This is a genomic window from Pseudomonas sp. AC463, from assembly GCF_979253585.1.
In genome coordinates, this window is the sequence record NZ_CEEDDZ010001022.1 from 1 (window position 1) to 246 (window position 246).

The 246-nt window shown below is 51.2% G+C and carries 1 protein-coding gene; it reads left to right on the forward strand.

Annotated elements, in window-relative coordinates; genetic code table 11:
- Nucleotides 1-246: hypothetical protein (locus AC0IYH_RS33335; protein WP_471838696.1), on the forward strand; the 246-nt coding region annotated here is incomplete at both ends.

Sequence of the window (246 nt, forward strand, 5' to 3'; positions counted from 1 at the left end):
GTTCATAGATGGTTCGGGTAAATTGCCGGAGCGCAATATCGACACGGTCTTCAGGCAGCTCACCGAAAGTTTTGGCATCGCTCGAAAAAAGCTCGGTGAGGAGCGATACGCGACCCTGATAGGTACCGCTGAACGTGCTAAAGCGTTGTTCTTAGGTGACCCGAACGTGGATAACGGTAAAACCGATCAGGGACGCGAGTTGTTATTCGAGATAGAAGACATCGTGCAAACTGTCCGTCGGAAACG